The sequence below is a fragment of the Alteromonas sp. ALT199 genome, assembly GCF_018619335.1.
In the GTDB taxonomy this organism is placed as follows: Bacteria; Pseudomonadota; Gammaproteobacteria; order Enterobacterales; family Alteromonadaceae; genus Alteromonas.
Genome location: NZ_JAHHDX010000058.1, coordinates 1 through 26,464, shown reverse-complemented (window position 1 = coordinate 26,464; position 26,464 = coordinate 1). Strand labels below are relative to the sequence as shown.

The following is a 26,464-nucleotide window of genomic DNA, read 5'->3' as shown; positions in this document are numbered from 1 at the left end:
TAATGTTAGGGACAACGCAATTAAAGCAAAACCATAGCCCGAGTAACAAGCAAGTGCCGCAAAAAACCTTTGCGGCCTTGATTGCTACCTTACTCGCAGTGCTACTTCTAATAATAGTTCCATTAGTAGAAAGTCTGCATGGCGGTGTGCTGTGGGGCTTAAACTACCATTCCCCCAAGTTCATGTCACAGGTTGGCGACGCGTTAGCCTTAGTTAAGCTTATAGCGCTTTGCGCAGGTGTGTACCTGCTTTTTAAGCAGCACGGTACTTCTAGACATCTTGTTAAAAGTAAATGGTTATCTATTGTTTTGAGCAGTGTTTTAGCAATAGTGGCGCTTATTCAGATTGTGATAGGTCTATTAGGTGTACTGATTGATGCAACACTTGGAACTAACCAAGACTACTTTCATAAAGAGTTTGCAATAGAAAATAACACTATTTACGTGTTTACCGCAGACCCAGGTGCCATGGGTACGGCCTACCATTATTTTTATCTAAAATGCCTAATTCCTTTAAACCGCTATGAACTAAGGTTTATTGAAAAAACAAATTGGGTACGGGAGATAGAGCTTAAAGCCTCTGATAATGGTTTTGACGTATTTAATCAGCGTGGTGAATTTAAATATCGCGTTAGTTTGGGTGAAGTAGGGTGTGGTTAGTTAGCTTGTAAATCTGCGCCGAGTGAATGAAATCTTGTGTGGTTATCGACAAGTGATACTATAGTGGTACATTTGAAAGCTGGAACCTGCATAGTGAAAGTAGAATTAGTTACTACATTGAAGAGACAAGCCACAAAGATTTTGCAAGACCTGCACTCTTCAAAAGAGCCTGTTTTGATTACAGAGCATGGTCAGCCATCGGCTTACTTAGTTGATGTTGATGATTATGAGATGATGCAAAAGCGCATGTCGATTCTGGAAGGTATTGCAAAAGGTGAGCAGGCAATAAGAAATGATGACGTTTTAACTAACCTGCAGGCCAAAGAAAAAATGGATAAATGGCTGAAATAGTATGGACAGAACCTGCTCTAAATGACTTGGACAATATTGCTGAATACATAGCGGTTTCTACTTTAGTTGCGGCAAAGCAACTGGTTAAAGAAGTCTTCGCCAAAGTAGATATGCTTGAGGAATATCCTAAATCAGGAAAGTCAGTTTCTGAATTACCATCTCTAAATTACCGCGAGCTTTATGTGAAGCCCTGTCGAATTTTTTATAAATTCGAGGGTAGCAAAGTCTTTATCTTGCATGTAATGCGGCAAGAACAAGATCTCAGACGCTTTTTATTAGATTAGCGTTGATTCATTTTAAGTACATTTGGTGAATACAGCTTTTTTTTGTAGATAGGGTTAAAGACTAGGGCTTCTGGCAGAATAAATCGGACATACGTGAATCGAACATTTAAGGTCTGCTTCAGACAAAGTATAGTCACTCGCATCCTATAAACGATAATGTATGAAAACGTTTATTCTGCTATTTAATTTAAGTACTTGATAAATTTGATTTTACTACTAGCAACACAACCATTATCTTCATAGCCCGATATGTAATAGCCATTTGAGATTAGCAATTGTAACATTGCTCGATATCGGTTCATCGACTTTACACTGATGGTACTATAACCATGATTAAACGCCCATGATTCTTGCTTCTCACGAAGCTTAGTGGCCACACCTTTTTTTCTGTAATTTGGTATGACTCCGCCAAGCCAACTGTAAAATTCCGTATCCGAAATCTCATAACCTATTTTGTATGCTATCGGTTTTTCACCGTGGCTAGCGACCAGAATTAAGTGCGCTTTTCCTGTTAATTTTGTACTTATTTTACTCGCTGTTGTCCTTCCATCGAACTCAGGAAGTTGAACATTAACCTGTAAAACTTCTTCTATCGTTCCCGAGCGGATATCTAACTTCATACATACTTACCTATTGAGGGGCTTAGATGCTCATCACTTATGACTTGATAGTAACACTACCTTTTTTAAGAATAAGATCTATTCATTCAGATAAAGAGTTATGAAGGTCAGTTGTACGTACACGAGCGGCTATCACTAGTGGCACATTTCGTTATGATCAAGGCAAACTTAAATCAGTTCAAAAAGTGTCCTAGAGAGTGAGCCTTTATAAAATTGCTTTTAATTTACGTTACCTTATTTATTTTAGTAATTTTGCCTTTAAATATTCTCCCAGCAAGTAGCAATAGCATGGAAACAAAAAACATAAAAAAGGTACTTGGCTTAACGCCTACTTCTAACACTCCATATATAGGGTAAAGAGCCGGATAAAAAATTTTCACCTTTTTGCCGGCCCCATATTGTTTTAGCTTTTCTAAGCTAAACGTTCTATTTTTAAATTGGATTCTCGGGTTGAGTGAAACTATATCTGAGACGTACTGAACGTTATCAACACTATAAGTGAACTCTATTGCTGCTTCATCAACGTAACTATTTCCAGTCCTCACTGCAACTCTACTAGCCGACAAAACTATCCCTTCAGCTTCGTCCCAAAAATAAGACGCTATACCTAATAACATCGCATAAGCAGACAATGGTAGAAGAAACAAATTAATGAACAAGCATGCTGTGTAGAGTTTTTTATATTTCGCCATTACCTGCTCAATATGTACTTATTCTTGAAGTTAGTCTACTGACCTTGGGTTTGGAAAATTTAATGCACCAAGGTCCGGTTTACGTACACAGAAGACCTACGAGCCAATAGGTACCTTAAGGTACAACGCCGCCGTTCAATACAATAAATTGAACGGCAGGGTGCACTTCAAAGAATAAACTCGTAATTTGTGTGAGACTTTCTAGGTACTCTAGTCAACCATGTTGTAATTAGAGTTTTACACTATGAATCTGCATACAAAAGCCTACAATTCCCGATAATTCGTAAACACCTTATACAACTGCGTTCCACTTAATACCGAAGCAGAAGGGAAGTGCAGGATAGGAATTAAATCGCAAGGGGCTTCTAGCGTCCTGCTGCCGTTGTCGGTATCTAGGTCGTCGATATTTAAAATTTGCGCTAGCGGTTCGCCTTTTTTGACGGTTTGGCCTGGTTTCGCCATGTACTCCACCATGCCGCCCCAGTTAGTATACAGGGTTTTATAGTCTTTTAAGTACACGCCTAAACGCTGCATTGCTTTCGGTTTAATATCGCATTCGTGCAATACACCTTTAGCGTTTAGGTAGCTAAGAATGCTGGTGGCGTCTATTTTGCCTTCGTTAAAGTCGATAACTTCTTGGCTACCCATTTCTAGCGTGAAAGCTTCCACATTAAAGCTAATCTCGCGCTCTAAATTACTTTTTATGCTTTCTTGCAGTGTCCACCATGGGCAGAATGTCGCTTCGTCTAACGCCCCCGCAAATACGTTTGGAATAAAAATACAATGGGGGATGTTAAACAGCTTGGCGCTGTCTTTGGCATACTCGGGAATATAAACGTGACGGGTAGACACCGGGCCGTTGTGAAGATCTAGAACAAAGTCGGCGTTTACCGCCATTTGTTGTAGTTTCAGGTTTAGCTGCTGCGCCAAGCCTAAACCCCAGGGTTCGGCCAGTTTGTTGTCGATAGCATTGGAAAGATGCGCACGAAAACGTTGTTTTATGCCTTCAATAGACTCTTCGCGGGTGACCGTTTTGGCGAAATGCTTAACCGCTTCTTTATCGAAGAAATAGCCGCGGTTCCAGTTTGTGCCGTTCACAGGGTCGAACCGGCCTAACGTGTACTCACCAGCTTTAATGTTAGTTCCAATGGGATTACAGTTGGGTACTAGGATAATTTCGCCGCAAATATCCATGTCTTTTAAGCGCTGTATAAGATGGTAAATAACCACGTTGCCTTGCACTTCTGCGCCATGAATAGAGCTTTGAATATACACGGTGGGGCCAGGGCGCGCGCCCTTCATACGATAAATTGGCACGTTCATGTTACGGCCAGACGCGTTTTGCGCCACTACCATGTGTTTTTTTACTACTTGGGTTGTCATTTAAATCAACCTATTTTCTGTCTTGTTCTTTGTTTAAAGATGCTGCTTTTCAACACAGCTTTTATTATTCGTGCTGCGAAAGTACGTATAGTTAGCAAGCACATAGCTCGCAGTTCACGCCTTTAGGTAGCTTCCAGTTTCGCCATTCATGCGATAGCGCATCAAACGTCATTAACGTGTTTTTTGGAATATTATCGAAATCCATTAATACTTGCATAGCTAACATGGCTTGGTAAGTACCAACAATATTTACTACTGGTGAGAATATACCTGCCTCAACACAGCTTAAATCGGGTGATTCAAATAGCGTCCGCAAGCATGCATAGCAACGGCTCTCACCGGGTATAGCTACAAAAAGCTGGCCTTCAAAGCGAATGGCTGCGCCCGATACCAGCGGAGTATTTAGTTTAAAGCACAATACGTTAATCAAATCCCGTGAGTCTGTATTGTCGGTGCAATCTAATACCACGTCGGCATTTTCTATGGCCTGTTTTAATGCTGGAGAAAGCTTGGCGGCGTCAGAAGCTGAAAACGGTTCTGCCATCACGGTAATGTCGCAGTCGCTGTTTATTGCAGTAAGCCGCGCTTTAGCCGCCTCTACTTTATTTGTGCCTACATCTTTCTCGCAAAACAAGGTTTGCCTTGGAAGGTTAGTTGCCTCGACTGTATCGTGGTCAATAAGGGTAAGAGAGCCCACGCCACTGGCGCAAAGGCTAGTGGCGGCCGCGGTGCCAAGCCCACCAATACCAATGATACAAATATTGGCGTTTAGCAGCGCTTCTTGACCGTCTAGGTCCACTTTAGGAAGCACAATATGGCGGTTATAACGCATAGCCTGCTGATTAGTTAGGCTTTCAGACATAGTTTATGCCAACTTAGTTGTTGAATTCATGGCATGCACCCTTATAAAGTGATTACCAAATAGTATTTTGGCTGGTACTTTATCAAAAACCGCCAAAATGTCGCATATCAAATTAGGATTTCATATGTCAGTTGTCAGCCAACCCCTTAATATAGCCGTTCTTACTATTTCCGATACGCGCACTCTTGAAAACGACAAGTCGGGAGATTACCTGAAAGAGGCACTGACTTCGGTTGGCCATAAGCTTTACGATCGCGATTTGGTAAAAGACGATATTTATCAGCAGCGCGCGGTGGTGTCGAAGTGGATTGCCGACAAAAATATTCACGCGGTATTAATTACCGGTGGTACGGGCTTTACGCATCGCGATTCAACGCCAGAGGCCATCAGCGTATTGTTCGACAAAGAAGTGAACGGCTTTGGTGAGTTATTCCGCCAAATTAGCTATGAAGAGATTGGTACGTCTACGATTCAGTCTCGCGCTGTAGCTGGCTTTGCCAATAACACGGTTGTTTTTTGTCTGCCGGGCTCGACAGGCGCCTGTCGCACAGCGTGGGAAAAGATTATCTCTAGCCAGCTAGATGCCGACTTCAGACCGTGTAACTTCGTAAAGCATTTGGTGGAAGCATGAGTACCTTTAGCCATTTAAACGCTGGTGGCGAAGCCAACATGGTAGACGTTAGCGACAAAAGCGTTACTAAGCGAGAAGCCACAGCAGAAGGGTTCTTGTACGTAAGCGAAGACGTTATTCGCCAAATCTCAGAAGCAAAAATTGCAAAAGGCGATGTATTCGCTGTTGCCCGAGTAGCGGGTATTCAAGGGGCGAAACGCTGTGCCGATCTTATTCCTCTTTGTCACCCATTGGCATTGTCAAAGGTGGATATTAATTTTGACATTCAAGCTGAACAAAACCGAATTAAAGCCACCTGCTATTGCAAGCTAAGCGGTAAAACCGGTGTTGAAATGGAAGCACTCACGGGTGTTAATGTGGCGCTGCTAACCTTATTTGATATGTGTAAAGCCATCGACCCAGCTATGCATATGGAAGGGGTTCGGGTACTGGAGAAAAAAGGCGGTAAGACTGGCCACTGGCAGTCTGATACCTAGTTTTTATAAAGGCCAGTGAACTAAAAAAGTAACGTGCATAAAGCGTACACGCACTCGAAAAGCCACGCACTTTAGGCGCAATGCATTTTCGAGGCTTAAAAAGATCAATCAGCGCGCACAAAGCGACCTTAACAAAGTACATAACAGGCAAAGCATGCAGGTAACGGTAAAAACATTCGCACAAACCAGAGAGATTACGGGAGAGGACAATATTGCGCTTAATTTGAGTGATAACAGCACGATTGAAGCCGTAATATCTCAGCTTAAGACGCGCAGTGACAAGTGGGCATTAGCCCTAGAAGGCAGTGTGCTCACTGCCTGCAATCAAGAACTCTGCGACCTGCAAACCGTACTCAGCAACGGCGATGAGCTGGCGCTATTTCCACCTGTGACAGGGGGCTAGTTATGTTTGCGCTAGTTCAAGTTGAAGATTTCGACCAGGGCGAGCTTTACGCTAGGCTAAAACAGTCGGCAGATGAAAAAGCCCGAGGCAACACGGGTGCTATCGTTACCTTCACTGGCTTAGTGCGAGATTATAATAATTCTGGCGATATAGATGGTATCGAATTAGAACACTATCCCGGTATGACCGAAAAGGCATTAATGCTGCTTCTCGAGCAAGCTGTAGATCGTTTTGAACTTAATAGCGCTGGCGCACTGCACAGAGTAGGGCGCATATATAACAACGAACAAATTGTATGGGTAGGTGCCGCTGCTCCCCATCGTCAAGCCGCATTTGACGCGGCCAGCTATTTAATGGACATGCTTAAGCAATCTGTTCCCCTTTGGAAAAAAGAGTTCAAGGGCGATAAATCTGAATGGGTTGCGGCAAAAACGTCTGACGATAAAGCGGCACTTAAGTGGATGCATAAAAAGTAATGTTTTTTTCTTTAGCAATGCGTCTTTCAAGCTTTGTTAACTTGGCCATGCTTATTTTGGTGAGTGTTAGTGCAAGCGCAAGCCCAAGTGTAGCCCCAGGCGTTACGGCTTTTTCCAGTTCTGCAGTGCATGCAACCGGCTTTGAGCCAGTAAATGCTTTTACAAGTGAAAGTAGCGACAGCGATGTCGGTGAGCAAAGCGGTTCAGTTGTTTTCAAGCGCGACGAAAAAATCAACGTGGCTGTTGCGGCAAACTTCGCAAAGCCACTAAAAAGTATCGCTAAGCAGTTTACCGAGCTTACCGGTATAGAGGTAGCGGTAACCGTATCTTCTAGCGGTACTTTGTATGCGCAAATTCAGCATGGTGCTAGCTTCGACGTGTTTTTATCTGCAGATCGCGCAAGGCCGCAAGCCTTGGTTGATAACAACGTAGTTCACCACGGCAATCTGGTGGACTACGCTAAAGGCAAGCTGGCGTTTGTCTATACTGGCGACTTATCAAGTGAAGCATCGCACGAGGCATCTAGCGAAAGAAATTGCAAAGAAATCGCGGGCTCATCTACGGAAGACACAGCTGCACAACTAAACGTTCAGCTTACCGATTGCTTGTCTAAGCAGCTTGTTCAATTAATGGAAAACCCACAAAACAAAATAGCTATCGCGAACCCTAAATTGGCGCCCTATGGTGACGCAGCTCAGCAGGCGCTGCAAAACTTGTCTCTATGGCAACAGTTTTTACCGCACCGAGTAATGGGTAAAAACGTGCTACAAACTTTGCAGTTTTATACTACCGGCAGCGTGAAAGGCGCGTTCGTTGCCTACTCATTAGCTTTAGATTTGCCTTCAAATTTACCTTCAAATCTTGCAACTACCGGTAACACCAAGATTGCTAATTCCACCACTGTCATCGTTCCAGTACCAGAAACCTTGTATCAACCCATTATTCAGTCGTTGGTGGTTAACAGTAAAACAGCAGCTTCACTATCACCGAATCTGTTCGAACCACGTCCAATCAAAAATGCGACAGCGCCAGTTAACGAGCCCGCTCACAAAGACGACGTTGAAACAACCAGGGCATTTAATTTGGCAGACGCTAATGATGTGTCATCACCCAGTCTGTTTGTTCAATATTTAATGTCGCAAGGGGTGCAGCATAGTTTAATCGAATGGGGTTACGAACCCACCATAGCATCAGGCGTTGGTATCTAAGTATGCTCACAGAATTTTTTGGAGCATCGTCACTAGAGGCCATATTACTTACCTTAAAGCTGGCCTTTATAACCAGTGGTTTGTTGCTGTTAATTGCATTGCCGCTAGCGTGGTTTTTAGCTAAGTGGCAGAGCAAAGCTAAACCTTTTGTTATGTCTGTACTTGCATTGCCGTTAGTACTACCACCAACGGTACTGGGGTTTTATCTGCTTATTGCTTTTTCGCCGCAAAGTGCGCTGGGGCAGGGGTGGCAAAGCCTAACGGGGAGCAATTTAGCATTTAGCTTTGAAGGTTTGGTATTGGGCTCTGTTATCTACTCACTTCCTTTTGCCTTACAGCCCTTGTATAGCGGCTTTTCGCAATTGGATAATCGTTATCTAGATGTGGCAAAAACACTGGGTTTTTCAGTCAGTGAAGCCTTTATCAAAATTGTGCTGCCTTTGAGCAAAGCTCCTATTGTGGTAGCGCTAGGCTTAAGCTTTGCCCATACCATAGGCGAGTTTGGCGTAGTATTAATGATAGGTGGCAATATTCCAGGAGAAACTCAAGTGCTGTCTATTGCGCTATATGAACAGGTAGAAGCGCTCGAATATGACAACGCACACAACCTTGCACTGGCCCTACTGATATTCTCATTCGTGATGCTTGCGGCGCTCTACCGTTTTAACGGTCTCACCTCTAGCGATGAGGCGCGTTAACGTGCAAATATCAGCGCTACTACCTAATCGCATTGACGCTAAAATTTCACTTCAGCCCCATAGCCGATTTATTGGGGTTACCGGTCCGTCTGGTGCGGGGAAAAGCAGCTTGTTTCGCGCCCTAGCTGGTGTAGAGAAAAGCGCAAAAGTGCAAACGCCGTGGGCTGATAAAAAAGTCGGTATCGTGTTTCAGCAGCCTATGCTATTTCCCCACACCGATGTGCGTGGCAACTTGGCCTTAGCACAGCGCCACGCAAGCTCGAATGCTCTGTCTATTGAGGAGAGTTTGCGCGGATGTTGCAGCGAGCATTTAATCGACAAACCAGTTCAAGCGCTTTCTGGTGGAGAAGCTCAGCGGGTAGCGATCGCGAGAGCCTTGGTAAACGGGCCTGATGTACTATTGCTAGATGAATCGTTAAGCGCAATCGATATTTTTACCCGTCGCAAAATCTATCAGTTTTTGCATGGGTTATGTGTGTCGGAGCAACTTACATGCTTCGTTATTTCCCATGATTTAGATGATCTTGCATTATTCAGTAATGAACTAATTTATGTTGACCAAGGCCGTACTGAGCTTTGTGGTAATACTCGCGATGTATTGGCTCAAGTCTATGAAAAAGAAGGTTTTGAGACGCCCTCTAGTGTACTTGAAGGGACACAAGCTACATCGCTAAGCAAAGCTCAAGATAGTAACCAGTTACAAAACGCCGTTATCGGCCAAAGATACGGTAGCGAACCGCAACAAGGTCAAAATGTTTTGCCCTTACGAGATCATGAACAGTGTCAGACGGAAAACGGCATCCAACGCGTTACAGTGGCAGGACACGAGATTTTTGTTACAGAAGGATCGGTCTCTTATTTGCCTCAGCAAAGAGGCGCGCCGGTTCTTGTTCGGTTTACGGTTAAAGCTTGTGATGTAAGTGTCGATACCAATACCGTTGAATTTGGTAATTCCAGCACGAGCAGTATTCTAAACGCGTTGCCGTGCGTTATATCTAGTATCGAACATGTATCGTTTGAGCTTAGCGCTAAAGAGGGCTCTGCAAATAACCCTCAAACTGGGCGAGGAACCATTAAAAGCGCAAAAGTATTACTAACGCTTAACGTACTGGACAGCACCCAAACCCTCTACGCCAGTATCAGCTGTATCTCCCTTAAGCGGCTTAATCTTGTAGAGGGTATGCATGTAATTGCGCGTTTTAAATTGCCTTAGTTTTAAATGGCTTTGGAGTAGCTACTCAGCGTTTCACTTTTATTCAAATAGGCGTCGAAGCGCGCACAGATTGCACGTATATAGATTCGCGCCGACTCTGGTACTCGAATATGTTTAGATGTAATTTCAACAAGCCCGTCTTCTTTTAGTTCTTCAAGGTTGTTTAAAGCACAAGCAAAGTATTCATCGAATATGATGTGGTGCTTGCTGGCAATCACCTGTTTGTCTACCGCTAAGTTACACATTAAGCTAGAGATCACGTCCCTGCGTATAAGGTCGTCAACAGAAAGTAAAAGCCCAACTTTTGCACTAGGCAGGTAATTATCTAAACGGCTATAGTACTCTTTCAGGTCTTTAGCATTCTGTGCAAAGGCATTACCTACCGTGCTAATTGCTGATACGCCGAATCCGATAAGGTCGACGTCACCACGCAAGGTATATCCTTGAAAGTTACGGTGAAGCTCCCCTTGGTTTTTCGCAATGGCCAATGAGTCTTTGCTCAAGGCAAAATGATCAAGACCAATCATTTCATAACCTATGCTTGTAAAGCTATTAACGGCTAGGTTGTAAAGCGCTGCTTTGTCTTCACTGTTTGGCAGTGATTGTTCAGCGAATTTTCTTTGGGCCGCAAACCGATCAGGCAGGTGCGCATAGCTAAAAAGGGAAATGCGGTCTGGCATCATGGCTTTTGTGGCGGCGATGGTTGATGTGAACGTTTCAACTGACTGATTCGGTAAACCATAAATTAAATCCAAGTTTACTGAGTCAAAATCCAGCGAACGGGCCTCGAATACTAAATCTGCAATGTGAGACGTGCTTTGCACGCGATTAATTGTTTTTTGTACGTTGTAGTCAGTGTCTTGAAGGCCGAAGCTAATGCGCGTGTAGCCAAGACATCTTAAGTTCTGAAGGTAGTGTTTATCGATATTTCTGGGGTCTAATTCAATAGATAGCTCAGCTCCTGCCTCGAACGTGAAATGTTTCTTAAGCAGATACATTAAATAGGTATGTTGAGTCTCACTTAGAAAACTTGGGGAGCCGCCTCCTAAGTGAAGTGAGACCACCCGTTTACCGTCGGTTAAATAACGTTTAGACAATATTTCTTTTTCTATATAGTCTAAATATTCGTCCGCCTTTTCGTTATGACGCGTCACCATTTTGTTGCAGCCGCAGTAATAGCACAGCGTTTTGCAAAACGGGATATGCATGTAGAGGCTCACTGCTGGCGCTTTAGAAATGGTTAATGCCTGTAGCAGTGGGTCAGTTTGCAACGGTTTAAATTTAAGCGCAGTAGGGTAAGAGGTATAGCGTGGAGCATTCAGCGCATATTTGGTGATGGTCGATACAGTTTTTGGTTGTGGAGCGATAGTGTTCGTCATATGTCTGCACTTGTACTTGTATTTAGAGGCGCGAATTTAGCTTGAAGGTTTAAGCTTATGTGATTGCAGAGGTGTTTGAATTGATCTACTTCAAAGTTTTGGTATTAAACCTAGTTATTGTTTTATTTTTCCCTGTTGTTTTGGTGCAGGCTCTGTGGGTGAGAAAAAAGACCGCTGTGCTGCCAGAGCCTAGTGGAAAGCGTATATTCGCGTCGTCCGAACGTGCGGCGTTACCAACTAATAATTTATTGGTTGTCGGCGATTCTGCTGCCGCAGGTGTTGGTGCAACAACGCAAATGGGAGCACTTACAGGTTTATTATACTCTAGCCTCGCTCAGCATGGGCCAACACGTGTGTCGCTGCATGCTAAAACAGGGTTTAAAAGCGATGATGTTCTTAGTCTTCTGCACACACTCCCCGCCGAAAACTTCTCGTCTGCTCTTATTTCTATTGGTGTTAACGACGTTACTAAATTTGTGTCACTAAAGCGGTGGCAGCAAAATATTGACGCCATCAGTACACTGCTAACGAACAAATTTGGCTGTGAAAAAATAGTGTTCACCGCGCTACCGCCTATTCACCTTTTTCCAGCGCTACCGCAACCCTTGCGCGCACTGCTAGGCTGGCGAGCATTACTTTTGAACCAAGCCTTGGCCAAATACGTAACAGTATGTTCTAACGCAGAAATACTGTATGTTACCGCGCTTAACGTAGGTGGTACTGTTGCCGATATTCAGCGAAGCGGATTAATGGCTGAAGATGGCTTTCATCCGTCTAGTAAGGGCTACGAAATTTGGGCACGCTCGGCTTTAGATAAACTCACGGCTGTTCACCATGCCGATATAAACGTTGCAAAAAAGACGTTTTAAAAGCGACCGGCGACAACGAAATAATTATTAAACGGGGTTGAAGTTTCTTTTTGTAACCTTATCTAAGCCCCTATAAATTCACGAATTCAATAAAGCGAGTCCTATCATGGCAGCTAGTGAGAAAGGTACACAAGGTGTACAGAAAGTAACAGTTAATATGGTTTCTGATGTTGTGTGCCCTTGGTGTATTGTTGGGTATCAGCGGTTGCAAGAAGCGATTAAAACCCTTGATAACATCGAAGTGGATATTAAGTTCCACCCATTCGAGTTAAACCCCAATATGCCTCAGGAAGGACAAAACCTTCGTGAACACATTATGGAAAAATACGGCATTAGCGAGCAGCAAAGTGTGGAGAACCGAGAGCGACTTGTACAAGCAGGTCAAGAGTTAGGTTTTGCATTTAATTTCACTGACGACTCCCGTATGCAGAATACTTTCAAGGCTCATCAACTTATTCACTTCGCAGCAGAAAACAGCCTTGAAGAAGAAATGAAACTCAGCTTGTTTAACGCCTACTTCACTGATGGTAAAGACGTGAATGATCTGGGTGTTCTAGTAGAGTTGGCCGAGGCCGTAGGCCTTGATAAAACCGAAGCTGAAGCAGTAATTAAAAATGAAAAATACGCGCAAGTTGTGCGCGAGGAAGAAGCAATTTGGATGCAGCGTGGCATTCAAAGCGTACCTACTTTTGTTATCGGTAATCAGGGAGTCGCAGGGGCGCAAGAGCCAGCTACATTGGCTGCATTTATTTCCCAAGCGGCATCACAGCAATAAGCGGGTTAGACGGGTTTAAGGTAGTTATGAGTAATCACGTTAACCATTTGCTCGCGCAGTGGCTTCCACTTAAAAACAAGCACAAATGGGTGCTAGGGTTTATTTTTAAAACAGAAGGCTCATGCTACCGCAAGGCCGGCGCCATGATGCTGTTTAGTGACGCCGGGCACCAGCTTGGCATTTTAAGCGGCGGCTGCCTAGAAAGCGACATCGTTAAAAAAGCACAGCGTGTAATGACTGACGGTGTTAGCCGCACTACGGTTTATGACGATGAAGATGAAGAAGATATTGCTTTCAAGCTAGGTGTTGGATGCGGTGGTGTAGTGCATCTGGCACTCGTGCCAGTCAATGAAAGCAATCAGTACCTATCTTTGGATGTGATCAGCAAAACCTTATCAAACGGAAAAGCATGTGAGTGGCGTAGCGCTGTAGACGGTACTTTGGGTGGCTGCACTGAATTGGAAGACCATACTGCTATACCTAGAAAGGCCGTACTAGATACTATTAATGGCAAGCTCACATTGTCGGTTTTGATGTTGCCGCCTATTCACCTTCTTGTTGTTGGAGGCGGTTACGACGCTACCTTTATGACAAAACTTGCTAGTTTGCAAGGCTATTTGGTGAGTCTTTGGGACCCAAGGCCTGCACAAGCAAGGCTTGAGCACTTTCCCGAAGTAAATTACTTAATTGAAGACCCGTCTACTGAAGGCTTAAGCCTTCACATGGCCGAACATAACATTCAAGCGGCGGTGCTTATGTCTCATCACCGCGAAATAGATGCAAAAGCGCTGCAGGTGCTAAGTAAGCAGTCGTTAACCTATACGGCAATGCTTGGGCCGCTGCACCGCAAGCAAGAAATTATGGATTTAGCAGGGCTTAGCAATACCGACTTTACGCAGTATTTCGCGAGCCCTGCTGGCTTTGACATCGGTGGTGAACTACCTGAGCATATTGCACTGTCTGTTATTGCACAGTGTCACGCTATGTTTCATACAAAACCTACGCATTTGAATCGTTAGAAAGACTTTCTGAAAGTAACGCCAAAGCTTCTAGGTGCACCCGGATACGCCATGATCTTTCCGGTTTGTACCGGCACATCAAAACCGCTTCGCGCAACGTACTCTTCGTCGAATACGTTGCGCGACCATGCAATGATTTCACTATCCCATTGTGGAATAGTGAAACTTACGCGAATGTTAAACAATGAAAAGTCATCTGAGTATTTATACGGGTCGTTGGCATCGTCTAGAAACACGTCCCCCGTGTATTGGTAATCAATGCTTGCAGAGGCAGGGTAATTGCCAAGTTCAAAGTAGTGATTCAGCATGAGTGACAATGAATTCTGTGGTTCGAAGCCAACGCGATCACCGTCTCTTGCACAAAATGGGTCGCTAGGGTTTATACGGCCCGGGTCATCGATACCTGTATGCCACGTGTACGCTACCCAACAGGTACCGCGTTTAAACTCATCAAAGTTCGCTAGTGTGCGCGATGCAATGGCATGTAATTCGGTATTTTCTGTCACCAACCACGTGGCTTCAAATTCTACCCCTTTCACTATGATATCGCCCGCATTCTGCAAGTTGAAACCTGTTCCGGTAAAGGTTGTCGCCTGAAAATCGCTAATTTGCGTGTAGTGCGCGGCCGCATTTACCCGAATGCCGTGTTCTTCAAAATCGTGTTTGATGCCTATTTCAGCACTTCGTGATTTTTCAGCGTCAAACAGCGGGCTAAGTGAAGGGAATATCCTGTCTGTATTCGTACCGCCTGCTTTGTAACCAGTGGCTAAGCTGGCGTAGGTTAACGTGTTGTCGGTGGGGTGATAAGCCAGTTTTACTGTGCCTGTCAGCTGGGAGTCATCAAGCTGTTCGTTTAATTCAGGGCGTGGCATAACCGCAGCTGAGCCTAAGAAAAAATATCCCCAGCCTGCTTGCTGAAATGGCGCGATGGCGCTCAGAGATTCAACTGAGGGCGCTTGGCCATTTGTCAAAGCTGCAGCGATGTCTTGTAAACCTTGTACTGCAAGTCCGATATTAGGCCATTGCGCGGGGTTTTGACTTAGCCCATCAATGCCGGGGCCTTGTTCGTCATAGGCTCCGTCAATCGATTTTTCTTCGCGGGTGTAGCGTAAGCCTGTGGTTAGCGTAAAATTGCGGTTTAACAGCCAATCGAACTGAGAAAATACAGCAATGCTGTCTTGTTCTTGATTTGCTGTGTGTACAAAAGCGGTACCAGACGGGGCTGGCGCTGCAGCAGGCGCAATAAAACCGGATGTAACTGCAGAAAACTCGTTGATAGCGCTAGCTAGCGGCAGTAGGTCAGGCGCGGCGGCATTAAAAAATACGCTAAAATCATCTTGCGTAGTGGTATCGAAGGTTAAGTCTAAGTTTTGGCTGTAGTAATAAGCGCCTATTAGGCCGCGTATATCATCACTGCTGTAATGCAGCCTGACTTCTTGAGAGAATGATTGCTGTCTGGCATCGTTTGTCGCAGTAAGCAGGTTGGCATCAGAAAAGTCTGTATCAACAGTATCTAAGCTATCAAACGCACGATATGCGCTAATACTTACAAAATTCCATGCGTTATTTAATGCTAGGTCTACTTGTACCGACAATCCCTTATCTTCCATTTTAGATAGGGGAGTCTGCGACAAGGATGTCTTATAATTATAAAAGTCTTCGCGCCCGTAGATGGTGGCGTTGAATGGCGGTTGAAGCAGCAGTGCATCAGTGCCGAACTTTCCCGCTATGTCATTGGCCTGAATATTATTTTGAAATGTTAATGCGCCGCAGCATCTCTCGTCTAGCTCGCCATAATCTGCAATAAGCCGTACGCTAATATCAGTCGTTGGGGTGTAAAGCAGCTGTGCTTTTACTGCAGAGCGATTTCGGTTGTTCAGAGTTCGGCTATTGTTCTCCTCGGTAATAAAGCCATCGCCATGGGAGCTAAAGCCAGAGACTCGCATGGCAAGGATATCGTCGATAAGTGAAAACGACGACCCTGCACTCAAGCGAACTAAGTCGTCATTGCCAATTATAGCCTCAGCGAAACCGTCGCGTTCGTTATGTGACGGTGCCACAGTAGTTAGTGTCATCGCGCCAGCGGCGGTATTCTTACCAAATAAGGTACCTTGTGGCCCACGTAACACTTCAATAGATTCAATATCGACTAGATCGCTAATTAGTGCATTCTGTCTAGAGCGGTAAACACCGTCAACATACAGACCTACCGATGACTCGAAGCCAAAATTTTGAGAAGACGTTCCGATACCCCGAATAGAAAAGCCTGAATTAGTCACACTTTGATTTTGAAACGCACCAAAAGCCGGTACGTAGTTTTGCAAATCAAACATATCCCGACTAACGGTTTCTACTATGTCTTGACTACTTAGCGCAGTAACAGCAACGGGAACCTCCTGAAGGTTTTGTGATGTCTTTTGTGCCTGAACTATTATGCGTTCAAGTGTTTTGTTCGCAGCTTGTACTTGTGCGCCATCGTCGGTGCTAGCTTGGGCGCTAACAGAAAATACAAGCGTAGTTAAAATGCAATAAGTGATAGGGTTTATTGTTGCTCTTAAATTTGCAGAAAGGCAGGGCAAGGCGTATGTAAGTGACTTCATTTTGGTTCTTTTTATAGTTAAGAAGCTAAGCGCCTCTTGCCAAACTTATCACGACAAGGTCGCGTCCGTGTGCGCGCAGTCCCTTACTATATTATCCGCCTCTACTCCAAAAAGGCGTCTTGCTAACCTAGTTTGTAAACAAACAAGGGCATCATATTGCACGCAATTGAAACGTTTATGTCAAGTTTTGTTCAACACGTTTACTAAATAACCATAAGTAGCGGGCGCATAGTTTCACATGATGCATACTCATTCAAAATATTAATTAAACTTATACTGCTGTTTTCCTTAGTATGTGATTTGAAAAGTTAACATATTCATAACATCAGGCAGCGGTATGACAGACATCTACTTAGTACGCCATGGTCAAGCGTCTTTTGGTCAAGCGAACTATGACAAACTTAGTGAATTAGGTGGGCAGCAAGCGATTTGGCTTGGTGATTATTTTAAGCATCGCAACATTCAGTTCGATTCGGTATTTTCTGGCGATATGGTACGCCATCACGAAACTAAAGAGGGCATTGCGAAAGGAATTGCATCTAACAAATACACATTGCCTGATGTAACTGTGAATAGCGCGCTAAATGAATTTAACTTCCAAGCGGTGGCTAAAGCATATCTAACAAGGTTCCCCGAAGCTAAAGTACCGGAAGGGGCATCGCCTTCTGAATATTACCGATTGCTTAAAAAGGCAATGATAGCCTGGTCTGAAGATCAGCTTGCTCACGAATTGCTAGACGAAACGTGGAAACAGTTTGAAGACCGCGTTCACTCCATGCTTACTCACCTTAAAACGACAGATGCTAAAAGAGTGCTGGTAGTAAGCTCGGGTGGCGCCATTGCCATGATGCTTAAACACATTCTTGGCTACGATTCTGCAACGGTTGTGAATATGAACTTACAAATTCGCAATGCCAGTTTTTCGCAATGCTTCGCCAATGCGCGAGGTGTTCATTTAAATAACTTCAACAGCGTACCTCACCTGGATGTGATTGACAGGTTACACGCCATTACCTACAGCTAAATGGGGCAGTTATGAACTTTGAATATAATGAAAAGACCCAAGCACTTTTAGAAAAACTAAAAGCGTTTATGAAAGAAGAAGTGTATCCGATTGAGAAAGAGTATATTCACGCCGTAGAAAATGGCTCAGCCAAAGACGGTGAAGGTCGTTGGAAAACGCCGCGAATGATGCACACGCTAAAGCAGCGTGCTAAAGAAGCAGGGCTTTGGAACTTGTTTTTACCTGAAGAGTATAAGCCTTACGGCGCAGGACTAACTAACGCAGAATACGCGCCGCTTTGCGAAGAAATGGGGCGGGTATTGTTTAGTGCTGAAATATTTAACTGTAGCGCTCCAGATACGGGCAACATGGAAGTGTTAGCCAAATACGGTAACGAAGAGCATAAAAAACAGTGGTTAGAACCTCTTCTACACGGAGAGATTCGTTCTGCATTTGCAATGACAGAGCCTGCAGTAGCGTCGAGCGATGCAACCAACATAGAAACATCGATTAAACGCGATGGTGACGAGTACGTAATAAATGGCCGTAAATGGTATACCAGCGGCGCTATGAACGAAAACTGCAAGATAATGGTGGTAATGGGTAAAACTGATTTTGATGCTCCCCGTCACCAGCAACAGTCACAAATTTTAGTGCCCATGGATACGAAAGGCGTAACCATTGTGCGCCCAATGGCTGCTATGGGCTACTTTGATGAGCCAGTAGGGCACGCGGAAGTCTTGTTTGAAGACGTACGCGTACCGGCTGAAAACTTGTTGCTAGGAGAGGGGCGTGGTTTTGAAATTGCCCAAGGTCGCTTAGGGCCAGGTCGTATTCATCACTGCATGCGCCTTATCGGCTGTGCACAGCGTGCATTGGACATGGCATGCGAGCGCGTTGAACAGCGAGTTGCCTTTGGTAAGCCGTTATCAAAGCAGCAGTCGATAAGAGAAAATATTGCCCAAATGCACTGCGATATTGAACAGGCACGTTTGCTTACATTAAAAGCGGCAGACAAAATGGATCGCTATGGCAATAAGGTATCTAGAGACATAATTGCGGCTATCAAAATTGTAGCGCCTACAATGGCATGTAAAGTGATAGACCAAGCCATTCAAATGCATGGTGCTGCGGGAACCAGTCAAGATTTTGTGCTATCTGCAATGTATGCGTATGCGCGCACGATAAAGCTGGCAGATGGCCCAGATGAAGTTCATATGATGCAACTCGGTCGTAATTTGATTGCCGAAAAAAACGCATAAGGAGCAAGTGTGTCAAACGACAAAGCTAATGCCCCACATGCTATAGACTTAGCGGTGCTGAATGAATATTTATCTACTGCGTGCCCGAATGTTGGGCACGTTGAAAGCGCTGATAAATTTGCGGGCGGACAATCGAACCCTACGTTTAAGCTAACCACGGACAACGGCGTTTATGTACTACGTCGTCAACCGCCGGGTAAATTACTGAAATCGGCGCATGCGGTAGACAGAGAGTTCCGCGTTATTAACGCCTTACAAAGCTCAGAAGTGCCTGTGCCTAAAGCGTACCATTTATGTGAAGATACCAGCATTATCGGCAGTATGTTCTACATTATGGCGTTTGTAGAAGGGGAGATTTATTGGAACAGCGCGTTACCAGAAATTGAAACTTCTGCTACACGCGGGGCTATGTACGATGAAATGAATCGAGTTCTTGCCGCGCTTCACAGTCTCAATATTGAAGGTGCTGGCTTGAGCGATTACGGCAAGCTTGGCAGCTACTTCGAGCGTCAATTAAGTAGGTGGACAAAGCAGTATCGAGCATCTGAACTTGAGCATATTGAAGAAATTGAAAGTCTCATTCATTATCTTGAAACAAATTTGCCTGAGGACGATGGCCAAGTGTCATTAGTTCACGGCGATTTTCGCTTAGACAATATGATGTTTGATATGTCTAATACCGATAACCCGCAGGTTGTCGCGGTTTTAGACTGGGAGCTTTCAACTCTGGGTCATCCCTATGCCGACTTGGCATACCAGTGTATGCAGCTGCGCCTTCCTTCTGACATAGCACATGCTGCTGGAATGGGTGGGCTTGATAGAAAGCAGTTAGGTATACCTTCAGAAAAAGAGTACATAGACGCTTACTGCAAGCGCAGAGGCATTGTGTCTATTGATAACTGGACATTCTATCTGGCGTTTAGCTTTTTCCGTTTAGCCGCTATTTTACAAGGTGTAGTGAAGCGCGCGCACGACGGTAATGCATCAAGTGAGAAAGCTATGCAGTTGGGCGCAATGGTGCGACCACTTGCGCAGATTGCAAATCAAACTATTCATCAAAGCGAATAGAAAACCATAACTTATTCTGCGATTTGTATTGGCGTTAAATAGCTCACAGGTCGAACAAAAACTGGAGACAGTATGAAAGCAATTGTATGTGAAGCGTTTGGTCCTCTTAGTGACCTTCAGTTAAAAAATGTAGCAGACCCTGCGGTTAAGAAAGGCCATGTGGTGGTTAATGTCGAAGCCGCTGGTGTTAATTTTCCAGATGGGCTGTTGGTACAAGGTCTTTACCAAATGCAGCCAGACTTCCCCTTTGTGCCAGGTAACGAAGTGGCGGGTACTATAAGCGAAGTAGGTGAGGGCGTAAGCCACCTAAAAGAAGGGCAGCGCGTTATCGCGTTGTCTAACTTAGGTGGCTATGCAGAAAAAGCCTTAATTCCAGCAACTCATGTAATGCCTTTGCCCGATCCTATTCATGTAAATGAAGGAGCTGCGCTTGTAACTGCCCATGCAACAGCCCATCACGCTTTGAAACAACGGGCAAAGCTGCAGCCCGGCGAAACGTTGGTTGTAACCGGTGCTGCTGGTGGTACTGGCTTAGCAGCTGTGCAAATAGGCAAAATAATGGGTGCCAAAGTTATTGCCGTTTGTTCAACTGAAGAAAAGCTGGCCCTCGCCAAAGAGTACGGCGCTGATGTTTTAATTAACTACAAAGAAAAAGACCTAAAAGAAACGCTGAAAGAAGTGACTGGCGGGAAGGGCGCTGATGTGGTCTATGAGTGCGTTGGCGGTGATACCTTCCACGCTTGTAGTCGCAGCATGGCGTGGGAAGGGCGTTTACTTGTGGTTGGTTTTGCCGGTGGTGAGATTCCTAAATTCCCAGTTAATCTTGCCCTAGTGAAAGGGTACGCCGTTATGGGTGTATTCTGGGGCTCATTCACTCAGCACGATCCAAAGGGGTTCGCTGAAAACATGCAAGAACTTCTAACTTGGTATGTGCAAGGCAAGGTGAAAGTAGTCGTAGATGAAGCTCTGCCGTTAGAGCAGGCTACTAAAGCCATGGCTAAGGTTATGAACCGAGAGGTGAAAGGTAAAATGGTCCTTGTGCCTTAACGCTGCAGGCACGATTAAAAGGTAAACTAACATGAAAAGCCGGAACTGAAAATGACCCTAATAATCTGGGTTCATTGCTAAGCGGCAACTAAAGCCTGATTTCGAAATTGTATCGAACTCAGGCTTTTTTGATTAAATTAGTGCGCAATGGTTATTCTGGAATTAACTCTACGTCGAATTCTCTGGTTAGTACATGGCACAAGTCTTTACCAATGCCAACATTCTCTACCTGATAGTCTTGATAACCCTGTTTCTGTACTGTGAGGGTGTAAAAGCCAGGGCGTTCGTTCAACATTGCTATTAAACTGTCATCTGCACAATCTGTATCATCGACCATAACAGTTTCAGAATACGCCTCTTCCATTACAGTAGCCGTAACGCCACATGCAATCGGCATTTGTGTTGTTTGATCTGTTACCGAAAGTAACAGGCCATCTTCAACTGTTGCTGTACAAGCCACATCGCCTGCGGCAACAAGGTTGCTAATTGTCAGGGTATATTCGTCGTCGGCTGTCTGCTCGTTAACATCGACCTTGATTTCGGTCGGGTAGCCGAGTTCAGAATCATATTTAACCGAAAGCGTTTCCGCACGGCTTTCTTCTAATGCAATAAGTTGAAACAAGCTATCAATGCTTTCTGTATAGACTTCGTCGAGCGGTAGGGCAATATTGCCTTCAATAATCGTTTGATAAGTGACCTGACTACCTTCTACTAGTACTAAGCGAGGTAGTGTGGTTTCTTCGGTGCAGAAACATGATACTTGATATTCAAACTGATAATTATCGATGTTCGTGTTTTCCCACTTTGCTCGGTTAGCGTTAAGGTCATCAAGCACATCATTTGAATCGCTGCCGCCACAGCCTACAAGTAGCGCAGCAGCAGAAATAGTCGCAGCAATACGTAAAATATTAATCATAACATTCCTTGTGTTCCATTTTCCAAAATTAGCCATAATAGCCACAAGAACCGATATCGCAGGCACCTTGTGGTGAATAAAGATAGAAAGCGGTTTTGCACTTAACGTAATACAAAACCGCTCTACGATTTATACTAATACTATTGATGCAAAAGTAAACAGCGTTACTTGGGAACGTTTTAATGCTGAATTATTCCATAAGCCACATACAGACGCTTCTTCTAGGTACATAGAATTTGTGCCACTGAGTTGTTTTGCAATCTACAGCTTTAAGATAGCTCTGGTGGAATAGGAATAAGAATGACCTAAGATTGGAAGGTGCTTAAAAGAATATAGAAACAACGCCCCGTGAACGGGGGCGCTCTTTTTTAGATATTACAGAGACATGTCACCTAAAATGACATTTTCCGCGAAACTCGCGTATGCGTCGCCAATCTGTTTGGCTGTATCATCAGGGAATGTATGAAAATCTTCACTCTCTAGCGCCTCTGCTATTGCGTTCGCTACTACTTCAGGGCCGGGAGCATCATCGAAGCCTGCATTTTTACCCATGTCAGTACCGATAGGTCCGGGGTGGATACTTATGACAGATACCCCTTTTTCAGATAGCTTTTCCCGTAACCCTTGAGTCAACGAGTATGTAGCCGCTTTTGATGCGCAGTACGTTGATATGTCGCCAAAAGTTTTAACTGATGCGATTGAATTTAATTGAACAATAGCACCCTTGTTTTTAACTAATATCGTTTCGAATGCTTGTGCAACGTGAATTAGCCCAAAAACGTTAACTTCGAATTCACTACGAAGTGCCTTCTCAGCGTTTTCGCTTAGCGGCGATTCATGTTTCATGATACCTGCGTTATTGATAACGATATTTGTATCTGTAGCTTTTTCAGCAAGAGCTTGGACAGATGCCTTATCAGTTACGTCAACTTGCAGAGTTTCAACTTTATCTGCGTATTTATCGTGTAGGTGAGTAGTTGATTCAGTATCGCGTACAGCTAGATAAATTTTGTTTACGCCTTTATCGAAAAGAGCGTCTACGGTGGCCTCGCCAATACCGCGGTTTGCACCAGTAATAAGGGCTGTCTTACCTTGTAAATCCATAATGTATAACCTCCATTTAGTTACAGTTGTAGTTTCTTTCCCAAAAATAGAAGCAAAGGATCACTTAGTGAGTTAAACAAGGTTAGACATTTATTCACTAGATCTAAGGTTGTTAGGCTTACTCAACTTACACATTGCTTGATGTGTAGTTGACGAATTTTTTTAACCAAATGAAATCGAATCCAATCCAATAGAAAGAGTTAGAGACAGTGCTTCTCAATGGTTCAATTGAATTCTTACAGGACTTCACTATGAAATTAAAATTAATGCAATGTATGCATTTTATCTGCATCGTTTATCACAGCCTGTACGCATTCTACCGGAGGTGCCAAAGACCATGGCAGGGTTGGTGGACATAGCAGCGGTGCTGTTGTTGAGGTAGCTGCTGGTATTGGAATCGGGGCACTGATCACAAATGTGCTAACTAAACCTAGTTAAGGACGGGGGTATAGACACCAAGACATCCCAAAATAAGCGCATGTCATTTTTTATCAGGGGGCGCTGTATCGCTATTATCAACATGTGCCAGGCCTCTTCTACAGCCAATTACCGAATGAAGCAAAAACGGTCAAAATTAATGGCATTCATTATTTTACATACATTGGGCAGTTTTTTATGCCATAGGCTGTGAACAGCCATATTCGTTACTTGGTGGTTGAACTGTAAAGTTGAAAGCTGCTTAAACCTTCACATTGTAAACGCGTATAAGATTACTGGTAGTTAATGCTTTTCAAAGCGTTTTTGCCTTTAAATTTCGCAGCGTATAGCGCTTCGTCTGCAATAGATAAAATGTCGTGAGCTGGGTCATCTGTGAGTTTAATTTCAGCTAATACGTTTACTATCCCGAATGAGCACGTGGTACTAAATACGTGATCTTTTACCTTAAAAGTTGTGGAGGCTATTTCTTGGCAAATTCGCTCCACAATATCATCAGCATTATGCGAAGAATGGTTATCAGAAAATAAGATTACAAACTCATCACCCCCTAAACGCCCCACACAATCACTTGGACAGAGGTGTTTTTTTACAATTTGAGTAATGTTCTTTAGTAACACATCACCACTGTAATGACCGTAGTTATCATTGATATTCTTAAAGTTATCAACATCGAATATGCATACGGCTAATCGATTTTTAGTGCTATCTTTAATCTGAACAATAGCTTCATTGAGCTTTACTTCCATAAAGCTACGAGAGAACGCCTGAGTTAAATGATCGTACATCAATTGATTGTTGAGAGTACGTCTTTCCTTATAAAGTCCATCAATGTGAAGCACTAGAACCCATGCGATGGTGCTGGTAACTACAAAAGAGCCCAGCCATGTGATCGGTGGAAGGTCGATAATCTCGACACCGGTTAACGTATCGCTAATGCCTGTAATAAGCCATAAGGTGTTAGCCAAAAGCAGCAGTAGTATAGGTCTACTATTTTCAAGTTGTGAGCGCTGGCGGGCATAAACTCGAAAGAGTATATATATGCAATACGACCCCAACATTAAGATCCAAATCCCCCAAACTTCGAAAAGTAGCCCATACTTGAGCCCAGTATAGTACCTAGACGTAGCATAAAACGCATTGTCTAAGAAATATGGGCTAGGTATTGCAGTTAAAAGGGAAAATATTCCGCAAACGACATAACACCATTTCAATAAATACGGGGCTTTGTACTTATAGAAAGCAAGGTAGAAATGAAGACTTGTGACGAGGGTAAACATAGCGCCAATGATGGTAAGCCTATTCGAAATACTAAGAGCAAAAAGATTCTCACCTGAATTCACCAACACTGCAAAAGCACCAAAGAAGATCGCACTTATTAAAGCCGACAGTGCAAACAGCGAATAGTATTTAACGGACTCTTGGTGGTGAAAAGTTAATCGATAATAGAGCAAAGCGAAGAAAAAGCTCATCAGTAAGCAGATGCTAGATGTCACAAAAAGCGGCAGCGACAATGTGTGAACCATATTATTTTTTTCCCTTACTGCTTCACATCACGTTACTAATAAGTGTAGAGCATTAACTTCTATGTTGTAACTTTTTCAAGGTTCTAAAATACTAACGATTTTTAAGACCGCAGCACTGTTTGAATTTTTTGTTGCTACCGCAAACGCATGGGAGGTTTCTTCCGTACTTAATTTTGCCGCAGTCGTCGTGTAGCACACCGTCGTGATAACGCCACTTTCCGTCTTCAATATTAAAATTTGACGTTTCGTGAAGCTGATGCATGCTTTTACTTTCAAAGTAGTAAGCAGTGAATTCAACAACTGCTGCATTTGCTTTGAAGTCGGGCTTGGAACTTGAGTCAACGTCGGTCCCAAGTTCAATGTTAGCATTAGCGTTAGTTGAGCTTTTTTTCGGACTATCTACCGAGTAATCTACAAAGCTATCTTCTAAGCTTCCAGTAAAAGTAGGGTGAACCCTAAGTGCAAACCATGTCGCGCCTTGCGCACTTTGAGCCAAATCTTCTACAGAAAGATCTTGCTGCTTTGCTTTGGTGTAGGTTTCCAGAATGTATCGATAATTCGCTGTAGCGTAGGCTGAAAACCGTGAGCGCATAAGTTGCTCAGCAGAATTAGGGTGTTTAACGCCCGTAATAAAAGGTTCGCAGCATTCCTTGAAGGGTTTTGATGAGCAACAGTAACAGCGCATAAGACAACTCGCAGTTTAAGCGTATAACAAAGCGCTACAGTATAAGTATAAGTGGCGTTAGCCCCAACTTTTTTAAACGTAAATGTTGCCGGTATTCAATGATTCCGTAGATAATTATGTCAGAAAGCTCATGCCAAAGAACTCACGCCAAAGAAAGTATGAATATAAATGTTTAAACTTTGCTTATGAGTCTCTATTTCGGCAAAAGCAGGATATATGCATAAAGAGGCGACATATTACCAAGGGCCTAATGCAACGTTTTGCTCGTCATTAATGCTGTTAACGCGCACATTCACCAAGCTGACTGAGTAAAGTTCACATAGCTTTCTAATCATCTCACTGTCCGTTGGCTGCAAGTCTAAATCAATGTTTTCAACATAAAGTGTTTTACACTGACCGCCTGTAATAAGCTTACTGATCCATTCTGGCATTTTCTCTTTTTCAGGCTTTTGAATACGAATAGCGTGGTCAACAGTTTTAGAAAAAGACACCGTATTTGAAATTAAATAATTCCAACCTTTATCGTTTTTTCCTTTTCCACTGCTTTGTTTTTCGCTGGGGAAACCTTCTATCGGTAGCGGCAGTTGAACAACATTTGAAACCGAAGCGCGCAAAGCATTGAATCGTGAAACTGAAGATGTGTTCATAGTAAAACCCTTTATGTATTTGCTCTGAAGTTCAAATAGAAGCTTCTGGAAGACCAGTATTTATAAATACTGATTACTTATACAGTATGTATGGGTATACAGTATTCGTAAAAGAGGCCTTTGGCAAGTATTTAGTTGTGCTTTTTTTGCGCAGCTTGGCAGTTTTTTAGTAA

Annotated in this window: 28 protein-coding genes; 17 read left to right on the top strand and 11 right to left on the bottom strand. The window is 43.7% G+C overall.

Annotated elements, in window-relative coordinates:
* Window positions 1–2 precede the first annotated feature (2 nt).
* From KL866_RS06210 to KL866_RS06200, 3 genes are all read left to right on the top strand, one after another.
* On the top strand, window positions 3–659 hold the full coding sequence (locus KL866_RS06210) for a hypothetical protein (protein WP_025255507.1): 657 nt from the start codon (window positions 3–5) through the stop codon (window positions 657–659).
* 93 nt (window positions 660–752) lie between these two features.
* Window positions 753–1,010 (top strand): type II toxin-antitoxin system Phd/YefM family antitoxin, encoded by a 258-nt coding sequence (locus tag KL866_RS06205; RefSeq protein ID WP_214994063.1) that lies wholly within the window; start codon window positions 753–755, stop codon window positions 1,008–1,010.
* The gene (locus tag KL866_RS06200; protein WP_214994061.1) at window positions 998–1,294 is read left to right on the top strand and encodes a type II toxin-antitoxin system RelE/ParE family toxin; all 297 of its coding nucleotides are present in this window, start codon (window positions 998–1,000) and stop codon (window positions 1,292–1,294) included. Before KL866_RS06205 ends, KL866_RS06200 begins: the two co-directional genes overlap by 13 nt.
* A gap of 182 nt (window positions 1,295–1,476) precedes the next feature.
* On the opposite strand, the gene KL866_RS06195 is transcribed toward KL866_RS06200, so the two are convergent.
* From KL866_RS06195 to KL866_RS06180, 4 genes are all read right to left on the bottom strand, one after another.
* Window positions 1,477–1,914, bottom strand: coding sequence for a GNAT family N-acetyltransferase (locus KL866_RS06195; RefSeq protein WP_214994060.1), 438 nt, complete (start codon window positions 1,912–1,914; stop codon window positions 1,477–1,479).
* Window positions 1,915–2,138: 224 nt separating this feature from the next.
* Entirely contained in the window at window positions 2,139–2,606 is a 468-nt protein-coding gene (locus KL866_RS06190) for a DUF3592 domain-containing protein (protein WP_025255504.1), read from the bottom strand.
* 264 nt (window positions 2,607–2,870) lie between these two features.
* Window positions 2,871–3,989, bottom strand: a complete 1,119-nt coding sequence (locus KL866_RS06185; protein ID WP_025255503.1) for a succinylglutamate desuccinylase/aspartoacylase family protein — start codon at window positions 3,987–3,989, stop codon at window positions 2,871–2,873.
* Between the two features lie 91 nt (window positions 3,990–4,080).
* The gene (locus KL866_RS06180) at window positions 4,081–4,851 is read right to left on the bottom strand and encodes a HesA/MoeB/ThiF family protein (RefSeq protein ID WP_214994058.1); all 771 of its coding nucleotides are present in this window, start codon (window positions 4,849–4,851) and stop codon (window positions 4,081–4,083) included.
* 124 nt (window positions 4,852–4,975) lie between these two features.
* Between KL866_RS06180 and moaB the strand changes: the two genes are divergently transcribed.
* The 7 genes from moaB (at window position 4,976) to KL866_RS06145 (ending at window position 9,956) form a co-directional block, all read left to right on the top strand.
* On the top strand, window positions 4,976–5,482 hold the full coding sequence (moaB, locus tag KL866_RS06175; protein WP_118494234.1) for a molybdenum cofactor biosynthesis protein B: 507 nt from the start codon (window positions 4,976–4,978) through the stop codon (window positions 5,480–5,482).
* Window positions 5,479–5,958 carry a cyclic pyranopterin monophosphate synthase MoaC gene (gene moaC / locus KL866_RS06170; RefSeq protein ID WP_214994056.1) on the top strand — a complete coding sequence of 160 codons (480 nt, stop codon included), beginning with the start codon at window positions 5,479–5,481 and terminating at the stop codon, window positions 5,956–5,958. The genes moaB and moaC overlap by 4 nt, the downstream gene beginning before the upstream one ends.
* 154 nt (window positions 5,959–6,112) lie before the next feature.
* Window positions 6,113–6,361, top strand: coding sequence for a MoaD/ThiS family protein (locus KL866_RS06165; RefSeq protein WP_214994055.1), 249 nt, complete (start codon window positions 6,113–6,115; stop codon window positions 6,359–6,361).
* Window positions 6,362–6,363: 2 nt separating this feature from the next.
* A complete protein-coding gene (locus KL866_RS06160) occupies window positions 6,364–6,837 on the top strand; it encodes a molybdenum cofactor biosynthesis protein MoaE (RefSeq protein ID WP_214994047.1) in 474 nt (157 codons plus the stop codon).
* On the top strand, window positions 6,837–8,045 hold the full coding sequence (gene modA / locus KL866_RS06155; protein WP_214994045.1) for a molybdate ABC transporter substrate-binding protein: 1,209 nt from the start codon (window positions 6,837–6,839) through the stop codon (window positions 8,043–8,045). The genes KL866_RS06160 and modA overlap by 1 nt, the downstream gene beginning before the upstream one ends.
* A 2-nt stretch (window positions 8,046–8,047) precedes the next feature.
* The gene (modB, locus tag KL866_RS06150) at window positions 8,048–8,743 is read left to right on the top strand and encodes a molybdate ABC transporter permease subunit (RefSeq protein WP_214994043.1); all 696 of its coding nucleotides are present in this window, start codon (window positions 8,048–8,050) and stop codon (window positions 8,741–8,743) included.
* 1 nt (window position 8,744) lies between these two features.
* Complete coding sequence (locus KL866_RS06145; RefSeq protein ID WP_214994036.1) at window positions 8,745–9,956, top strand: ATP-binding cassette domain-containing protein; 1,212 nt, start codon at window positions 8,745–8,747, stop codon at window positions 9,954–9,956.
* A 2-nt stretch (window positions 9,957–9,958) separates the two neighbouring features.
* Here the strand turns inward: KL866_RS06145 and hemN are convergent, their stop codons facing one another.
* Complete coding sequence (gene hemN, locus KL866_RS06140) at window positions 9,959–11,335, bottom strand: oxygen-independent coproporphyrinogen III oxidase (RefSeq protein WP_214994027.1); 1,377 nt, start codon at window positions 11,333–11,335, stop codon at window positions 9,959–9,961.
* Window positions 11,336–11,493: 158 nt separating this feature from the next.
* Here hemN and KL866_RS06135 point away from each other — a divergent pair, with 158 nt between their 5' ends.
* From KL866_RS06135 to KL866_RS06125, 3 genes are all read left to right on the top strand, one after another.
* A complete protein-coding gene (locus tag KL866_RS06135; protein WP_311236125.1) occupies window positions 11,494–12,204 on the top strand; it encodes an SGNH/GDSL hydrolase family protein in 711 nt (236 codons plus the stop codon).
* 106 nt (window positions 12,205–12,310) lie between these two features.
* Window positions 12,311–12,979, top strand: coding sequence for a DsbA family oxidoreductase (locus KL866_RS06130; RefSeq protein ID WP_214994025.1), 669 nt, complete (start codon window positions 12,311–12,313; stop codon window positions 12,977–12,979).
* A 26-nt stretch (window positions 12,980–13,005) separates the two neighbouring features.
* The gene (locus tag KL866_RS06125) at window positions 13,006–13,998 is read left to right on the top strand and encodes an XdhC family protein (protein ID WP_025255492.1); all 993 of its coding nucleotides are present in this window, start codon (window positions 13,006–13,008) and stop codon (window positions 13,996–13,998) included.
* On the opposite strand, the gene KL866_RS06120 is transcribed toward KL866_RS06125, so the two are convergent.
* Window positions 13,995–16,598 carry a TonB-dependent receptor gene (locus KL866_RS06120; protein ID WP_214994023.1) on the bottom strand — a complete coding sequence of 868 codons (2,604 nt, stop codon included), beginning with the start codon at window positions 16,596–16,598 and terminating at the stop codon, window positions 13,995–13,997. The two genes, KL866_RS06125 and KL866_RS06120, sit on opposite strands and share 4 nt — an antisense overlap.
* 337 nt (window positions 16,599–16,935) lie before the next feature.
* Between KL866_RS06120 and KL866_RS06115 the strand changes: the two genes are divergently transcribed.
* The 4 genes from KL866_RS06115 (at window position 16,936) to KL866_RS06100 (ending at window position 20,978) form a co-directional block, all read left to right on the top strand.
* Window positions 16,936–17,622 carry a histidine phosphatase family protein gene (locus KL866_RS06115; protein ID WP_214994021.1) on the top strand — a complete coding sequence of 229 codons (687 nt, stop codon included), beginning with the start codon at window positions 16,936–16,938 and terminating at the stop codon, window positions 17,620–17,622.
* 11 nt (window positions 17,623–17,633) lie between these two features.
* Complete coding sequence (locus KL866_RS06110) at window positions 17,634–18,863, top strand: acyl-CoA dehydrogenase family protein (RefSeq protein ID WP_025255489.1); 1,230 nt, start codon at window positions 17,634–17,636, stop codon at window positions 18,861–18,863.
* A gap of 9 nt (window positions 18,864–18,872) precedes the next feature.
* Window positions 18,873–19,931: a phosphotransferase family protein gene (locus KL866_RS06105; protein ID WP_214994019.1), complete on the top strand. Its 1,059-nt coding sequence runs from the start codon at window positions 18,873–18,875 to the stop codon at window positions 19,929–19,931.
* A 72-nt stretch (window positions 19,932–20,003) separates the two neighbouring features.
* Window positions 20,004–20,978 (top strand): NADPH:quinone oxidoreductase family protein, encoded by a 975-nt coding sequence (locus tag KL866_RS06100; protein ID WP_025255487.1) that lies wholly within the window; start codon window positions 20,004–20,006, stop codon window positions 20,976–20,978.
* Window positions 20,979–21,129: 151 nt separating this feature from the next.
* Here the strand turns inward: KL866_RS06100 and KL866_RS06095 are convergent, their stop codons facing one another.
* From KL866_RS06095 to KL866_RS06075, 5 genes are all read right to left on the bottom strand, one after another.
* Window positions 21,130–21,894 carry a DUF6174 domain-containing protein gene (locus tag KL866_RS06095; protein ID WP_214994018.1) on the bottom strand — a complete coding sequence of 255 codons (765 nt, stop codon included), beginning with the start codon at window positions 21,892–21,894 and terminating at the stop codon, window positions 21,130–21,132.
* A 375-nt stretch (window positions 21,895–22,269) separates the two neighbouring features.
* Window positions 22,270–22,998: an SDR family oxidoreductase gene (locus KL866_RS06090; RefSeq protein ID WP_025255485.1), complete on the bottom strand. Its 729-nt coding sequence runs from the start codon at window positions 22,996–22,998 to the stop codon at window positions 22,270–22,272.
* Window positions 22,999–23,708: 710 nt separating this feature from the next.
* Window positions 23,709–24,401, bottom strand: a complete 693-nt coding sequence (locus KL866_RS20200; protein ID WP_251139874.1) for a GGDEF domain-containing protein — start codon at window positions 24,399–24,401, stop codon at window positions 23,709–23,711.
* Between the two features lie 649 nt (window positions 24,402–25,050).
* Complete coding sequence (locus KL866_RS06080) at window positions 25,051–25,644, bottom strand: YchJ family protein (protein ID WP_025255483.1); 594 nt, start codon at window positions 25,642–25,644, stop codon at window positions 25,051–25,053.
* A 236-nt stretch (window positions 25,645–25,880) separates the two neighbouring features.
* Complete coding sequence (locus KL866_RS06075; protein ID WP_025255482.1) at window positions 25,881–26,291, bottom strand: hypothetical protein; 411 nt, start codon at window positions 26,289–26,291, stop codon at window positions 25,881–25,883.
* Window positions 26,292–26,464 lie beyond the last annotated feature (173 nt).

Coding starts and splice junctions, on each gene's coding strand:
- KL866_RS06210 (WP_025255507.1), top strand. CDS start 3: ATGTTAGGGACAACGCAATTAAAGCAAAACCATAGCCCGAGTAACAAG.
- KL866_RS06200 (WP_214994061.1), top strand. CDS start 998: ATGGCTGAAATAGTATGGACAGAACCTGCTCTAAATGACTTGGACAAT.
- KL866_RS06195 (WP_214994060.1), bottom strand. CDS start 1,914: ATGAAGTTAGATATCCGCTCGGGAACGATAGAAGAAGTTTTACAGGTT.
- KL866_RS06190 (WP_025255504.1), bottom strand. CDS start 2,606: ATGGCGAAATATAAAAAACTCTACACAGCATGCTTGTTCATTAATTTG.
- KL866_RS06185 (WP_025255503.1), bottom strand. CDS start 3,989: ATGACAACCCAAGTAGTAAAAAAACACATGGTAGTGGCGCAAAACGCG.
- KL866_RS06180 (WP_214994058.1), bottom strand. CDS start 4,851: ATGTCTGAAAGCCTAACTAATCAGCAGGCTATGCGTTATAACCGCCAT.
- moaB (WP_118494234.1), top strand. CDS start 4,976: ATGTCAGTTGTCAGCCAACCCCTTAATATAGCCGTTCTTACTATTTCC.
- moaC (WP_214994056.1), top strand. CDS start 5,479: ATGAGTACCTTTAGCCATTTAAACGCTGGTGGCGAAGCCAACATGGTA.
- KL866_RS06165 (WP_214994055.1), top strand. CDS start 6,113: ATGCAGGTAACGGTAAAAACATTCGCACAAACCAGAGAGATTACGGGA.
- KL866_RS06160 (WP_214994047.1), top strand. CDS start 6,364: ATGTTTGCGCTAGTTCAAGTTGAAGATTTCGACCAGGGCGAGCTTTAC.
- modA (WP_214994045.1), top strand. CDS start 6,837: ATGTTTTTTTCTTTAGCAATGCGTCTTTCAAGCTTTGTTAACTTGGCC.
- modB (WP_214994043.1), top strand. CDS start 8,048: ATGCTCACAGAATTTTTTGGAGCATCGTCACTAGAGGCCATATTACTT.
- hemN (WP_214994027.1), bottom strand. CDS start 11,335: ATGACGAACACTATCGCTCCACAACCAAAAACTGTATCGACCATCACC.
- KL866_RS06130 (WP_214994025.1), top strand. CDS start 12,311: ATGGCAGCTAGTGAGAAAGGTACACAAGGTGTACAGAAAGTAACAGTT.
- KL866_RS06125 (WP_025255492.1), top strand. CDS start 13,006: ATGAGTAATCACGTTAACCATTTGCTCGCGCAGTGGCTTCCACTTAAA.
- KL866_RS06120 (WP_214994023.1), bottom strand. CDS start 16,598: ATGAAGTCACTTACATACGCCTTGCCCTGCCTTTCTGCAAATTTAAGA.
- KL866_RS06115 (WP_214994021.1), top strand. CDS start 16,936: ATGACAGACATCTACTTAGTACGCCATGGTCAAGCGTCTTTTGGTCAA.
- KL866_RS06110 (WP_025255489.1), top strand. CDS start 17,634: ATGAACTTTGAATATAATGAAAAGACCCAAGCACTTTTAGAAAAACTA.
- KL866_RS06100 (WP_025255487.1), top strand. CDS start 20,004: ATGAAAGCAATTGTATGTGAAGCGTTTGGTCCTCTTAGTGACCTTCAG.
- KL866_RS06095 (WP_214994018.1), bottom strand. CDS start 21,894: ATGATTAATATTTTACGTATTGCTGCGACTATTTCTGCTGCTGCGCTA.
- KL866_RS06090 (WP_025255485.1), bottom strand. CDS start 22,998: ATGGATTTACAAGGTAAGACAGCCCTTATTACTGGTGCAAACCGCGGT.
- KL866_RS06080 (WP_025255483.1), bottom strand. CDS start 25,644: ATGCGCTGTTACTGTTGCTCATCAAAACCCTTCAAGGAATGCTGCGAA.
- KL866_RS06075 (WP_025255482.1), bottom strand. CDS start 26,291: ATGAACACATCTTCAGTTTCACGATTCAATGCTTTGCGCGCTTCGGTT.